The organism is Xenophilus azovorans DSM 13620, from assembly GCF_000745855.1.
Classification (GTDB): Bacteria; Pseudomonadota; Gammaproteobacteria; order Burkholderiales; family Burkholderiaceae_C; genus Xenophilus; species Xenophilus azovorans.
The window spans coordinates 1-4,436 of record NZ_JQKD01000111.1 but is presented as its reverse complement, the minus strand read 5'-3'; the positions used below and the strand labels follow the sequence as shown (position 1 = coordinate 4,436).

5 protein-coding genes and 1 pseudogene are annotated in these 4,436 nt (G+C 64.5%); all 6 read right to left on the bottom strand.

Annotated features, from left to right (window positions below; all coding sequences use genetic code 11):
• A partial coding sequence (locus Q392_RS26225) for a PrpF domain-containing protein (RefSeq protein WP_281173466.1) occupies positions 1-556 on the bottom strand: 556 nt, incomplete at its 3' end.
• Positions 557-612: 56 nt separating this feature from the next.
• The gene (locus Q392_RS26220; protein ID WP_051953981.1) at positions 613-1,548 is read right to left on the bottom strand and encodes a Bug family tripartite tricarboxylate transporter substrate binding protein; all 936 of its coding nucleotides are present in this window, start codon (positions 1,546-1,548) and stop codon (positions 613-615) included.
• Positions 1,549-1,614: 66 nt separating this feature from the next.
• Entirely contained in the window at positions 1,615-2,100 is a 486-nt protein-coding gene (locus tag Q392_RS26215; RefSeq protein ID WP_084217423.1) for a DUF3237 domain-containing protein, read from the bottom strand.
• The gene (locus tag Q392_RS33700; protein ID WP_051953980.1) at positions 2,097-2,828 is read right to left on the bottom strand and encodes a hypothetical protein; all 732 of its coding nucleotides are present in this window, start codon (positions 2,826-2,828) and stop codon (positions 2,097-2,099) included. The genes Q392_RS26215 and Q392_RS33700 overlap by 4 nt, the downstream gene beginning before the upstream one ends.
• Positions 2,829-3,251: 423 nt before the next feature.
• Positions 3,252-4,112: pseudogene (locus tag Q392_RS26205) on the bottom strand (IS3 family transposase); the annotation flags it as partial.
• 30 nt (positions 4,113-4,142) lie between these two features.
• Positions 4,143-4,436 (bottom strand): integrase core domain-containing protein (locus Q392_RS26200; protein WP_038215450.1); only part of this gene is annotated, 294 nt, incomplete at its 5' end.

Sequence of the window (4,436 nt, the reverse complement as noted above, 5' to 3'; positions counted from 1 at the left end):
GCCTGCACTCGGCCAACGGATTCCTCGCCCCTGTGACCTGGGAGAACGCCCAGTTGGCTGCATGACTTGATGTACGTGGAAACGAGGCAGGGTCAGCGCCCTGCCCGCTCACACCAGGTATGGCCAAGTCGCCTTGCTCCATGGCACGGCCCGCGCGCACCCCGAATGTGCTGTGGATGATCTTTCGCGTGTTGGTGTTGTGAATGCGGACTGTCTGCTCGCCGTCCGATGCGGCAGCAACCAGCCCGCATGCCAGCGCGAACGGCCCGACGGCAGAAGACATGTTGCCGCAATTGATGTCGTAGTTGACGCGCGCCTCGCCCACCTGGACCTGCGCAAAGGTGTAGTCGACATCGGCGTCGTCGCGCCCCGGCGGGCCCACCACGCAGACCTTGGAAAGCGAGGAGACGCCACCACCCATTCCATCGAGCTGGCGGCCGTAGGGATCGGGGCTGCCCATCGCCGCCATGAAGATCGCGTCCCAGTCCCTGCGCTCCTTCGGCAGGTCCTGGCGACGGAACATCAGGGCCTTGCTGGTGCCGCCGCGCATGAACATGCACGGCAGGCGCCTCGGTCCAATGCTGGATGCGGCAACCATCAGCTTGCGCAGCGCTACTGAACCGCCGCGCCCGAAGACCGGATCGGGTCCTGCCAGCGCAAGCGGTCGTTGCGCACCATGTCCGCAGCCTGCACAGAGGTGTTGCGCGCCGCCACCAGGCCCATTGCCTTCAGTCGCGCGCCGAATTCCGGCGTTGCCACCACCTTGGCGATCTCGCGGTTGAGGCGGTTGACGATTTCGTCGGGCACGCCGGCCTGCGTTGCGATGCCGTACCAGGCCGTCATGTCGAAGAAATCGGGAGAGCCCGCTTCGCCGAAGGTCGGCGTGTTGGGCACCAGCGTATTGCGCTGCGGCGTGGCCACGGCGATCGCCTTGATCTTGCCGGCCTCCACCAGGGCCCCGAGCGAGGGCGAGACGGTAAAGTAGAAGTCGACGTCGCCGGCCATCAGCGCGTTCAGCACCTCGCCATCGCCCTTGTAGGGCACGTTCACGAAGTCCAGTCCATAGGACTTCTTGAGCATCTCGTTGCCGACCTGGCTCACGGTGCTGGCGTAGGCACCATTGAACGACCCAGGCTTGGCCTTGATGGCAGCGACCAGCGCGGACAACGTGTCCGGCAGACCGTTGCGCGTGACCAGCACATAGCCGCAGCGCGCGAACACCGAGATCGGCGCCACGTCTTTCTCCGCGTCATAGGGCAACTGCGCATAGAGCGTGGGATTGATGGCCGAGGTCGTCGCGGTGATGAGCGCCAGCGTATAGCCATCGCGCGGCGAGCGCATCGCCTCGCCGATGCCGATATTGCCGCCCGCGCCGGCCTTGTTCTCCACGACCACGGGCTGTCCGAGCCCCGCGCGCAATTGTTCCGCCAGGGCGCGCGCGATCGCATCGGTGGGTCCACCGGCCGGGAAGGGCACGATCAGCTTCAGCGGGCGCGACGGCCAAGCCGCGGGCTGCGCGTGGGCGGCCAGGGCGGCGGCCGACAGCATGGCCAGATTGAAATCTCTTCTTCGCATGCTTGTCTCCTAGAATTTGAATGAATGAGCCACGGGCCTTCAGCGCACCGAGAAGACCTCATAGACGGGTCCGGCCGGCGGCACGCGCGTACCCAGGCCCACGGCCAATGTGCCGTTCAACCAGGCGTAGCGCGCATCGGCGCACTCGAACAGTGCCGCGACGCGATAGGCATGCTCGCTGTGGCCGGCGAGGCCGGTTTCGGTCTGCGCCGCGGGAAGGCGATAGCCCTCGTAACGCATGGCGATCAGCGCACCGTCGTGCGTCTGCAGAAGGATGCGCACATCGACCTGCCGGATGTCGTCGGGTCGAACCTGGATCCAGTCGCTGCCGCCCGCGCAGACCACGCCGCGCAGCCTTGTGCCCTCAAATCGGCCACCGGCGATGCCAGCGAAACGCTTGTGACCCAGAGGCGTCGCGCCGATGTCGTGCGCCCAGGCAATGTCCAGCGAGAGCGTGAAGAGGAACTCGGCGGGGATGGATGCAGGCGGCGCCACAGCCGCAGCGATAGCCGTCGAGCTGCTCATGCCAGCTCCTGTTCCCGCATCCAGCCCTTGATGTGGGCGATCGCCACATCCGGCGCGTCTGGCTGGTTCAGGAAATAGTGGTTGTAGCCCTTCAGTTCGATGAAGGTGCAGCCCGGCGCGGCATCGCGCAACGCCCAGCCGTCGGTCACCAGCGAGCCCTGGTCGGCGGTCAGCGACATGATGGCGACCGGGCTCCTCACATGCGGCAAATTCTTCAATGCATCGCCGTTCGAATGCACTGGGCTCCAGACGCTCAGCCAGCTGCGCAGCGCACTGTATCGACCCATCGGGCCGGTTGCCTGGTTGGCGATGCGCGGATCGCCATAGATGCTGCCTGGCTCACGCTCGCTCGGCTCCAGCGTCATGTCCACAAGGCGCGGATCGGCCACGGTGCGGTGCACGACGAAAGCGCGGTCGCGGATGCCCTGCTTCCCCAGCCGCTCGAGTTCCGAGACCACCCAGTTGTCGATCCTGAGCATGCGGCGCATCTGCGCAGCGCGGTATTCCTCGATCCAGCCTCGGTCGTAGGGAACCTTGCGGCCCGGCGCATAGAGATCGAAGTACGGGTCGCATGAATCGGGGTCGCGTTCGTCGGTGAGCGAGGGGTCGATCCAGCTTTGCAGGATGTGGCTGCGCGATTTGCTCGAGGCGATGAGCAGGATCGCATCGGCCTTGGGCAGGCGAGTCCTTGTGAAATCGGGTGGGTCGCCAGCAGGCGTGCAGGTCACGCTGGGCGATTCCGCCTGCCGCTGGAAATAGGCGACCAGCGGCCCCCCCGCCGCTAAAGCCGCAAAGCACGACTTTGCGCCAGCCCAGCTCCCGGCGCGCCCAGCGTATGGCGGCACCGACGTCGATCAGGCAGTTCTCCAGGATCACCGCGGCGTCGTATCCGGCGTAGCGGGTGTTCAGCCCGATGACCGGCGTGCCGCTGCGCGCGATCGGCTCCAGCAGATGGTGTCCCAGGAAATTGGACATCGGATGGACCAGGATGATTCCGGTGTCACCGCAGTTCGCCGGGTCACGCACCAGGTTGCCGTAGACGCGGGGGTAGTGGCGCGCAATGCCGGAATGCAGTTCGATGCCACTTTGGGTAGTGCCGGCCTCGATCGGGATCGACAACAAGGGGGGTGCGGCGGAATTCTTGGACTGGGTTATGCCGCGATCTCCAGGCTCTTCCGATATTCAACCGGACTGAGAGCACCGAGGGAGATCTTGATCCGCTTCTCGTTGTACCAGCGGATGTATGAGTCCAGAGCCTTGGTGAACTGGTCGATGCTTGTTGCCCGCCAGTCGCGAGGATAGAACATCTCCGTTTTCAATCGACCGAAGAAGCCTTCGCAAGCGGCGTTGTCAGGCGAGCAGCCCTTGCGTGACATCGATCGAATCAGCTTGGCATCTGCGATGCGTGATAGCCATCCAGGCCAGCGGTAGTGGGCTCCGCGATCGGAGTGCACGACAGGCCTTTCGCTGTCGGCAGGAATCGTCTCGATGGCTGCGTCCAGCATCGTGTTCACAAGCTCAGCGTCCGGTCGCGTGCCGATCGACCAGCTGACGACCTGACCATCGAAGCAGTCGATCATCGGTGACAGGTACACCTTGCCGGCGGCAATCTGGAACTCCGAGATGTCGGTGAGCCACTTCTCATTCGGGGCAGCAGCCTTAAAGTCGCGATTGACGAGGTTCTCTGGCGCTGGGCTGATCTCTCCCAGGTAGGAGCCGTATCGGCGCCGCCTCGGCTTTGCGACGACCAGGCACTCCTGCTTCATCAAGCGCTGGACCACCTTCTCTGACAAGCGCACGCACTGCCTGTTCAGCACCGCCTGGATCCGGCGGTAACCGTAGCATCGGTGATTGAGTTCGAAGATGTCTGCAATCGCTCGGCGTGCGCCCGCATATTTGTCCGCAATCTGCAGGCGCGCGCGATGATAGAAGTACGAGCTGCGGGCAAGGCCCAACTCCGTCAAGAGATCCGGCAGCGCATAGGTCTGTTTGAGGGCGTCAACCAGCAGTGTTGACCCTGCCTCGTTTCCACGTACATCAAGTCATGCAGCCAACTGGGCGTTCTCCCAGGTCACAGGGGCGAGGAATCCGTTGGCCGAGTGCAGGCGCTGACGGTTGTACCAGCCCTCGATCCAGTCGACGATGTCCAGCCTGGCCTGCGCACGCGTGTCGTAGCGTACCTGGTAGATGCGCTCGACCTTCAGCGTCTTGAAGAAGCTCTCCATCGGCGCGTTGTCCCAGGCGTTGGCCTTCCTGCTCATGGACATCGTGATGCCCAGATCGGCCGCCAGCGCCCGGTAGCGCCCGCTCGCATATTGCGCCCCGCGGTCGCTATG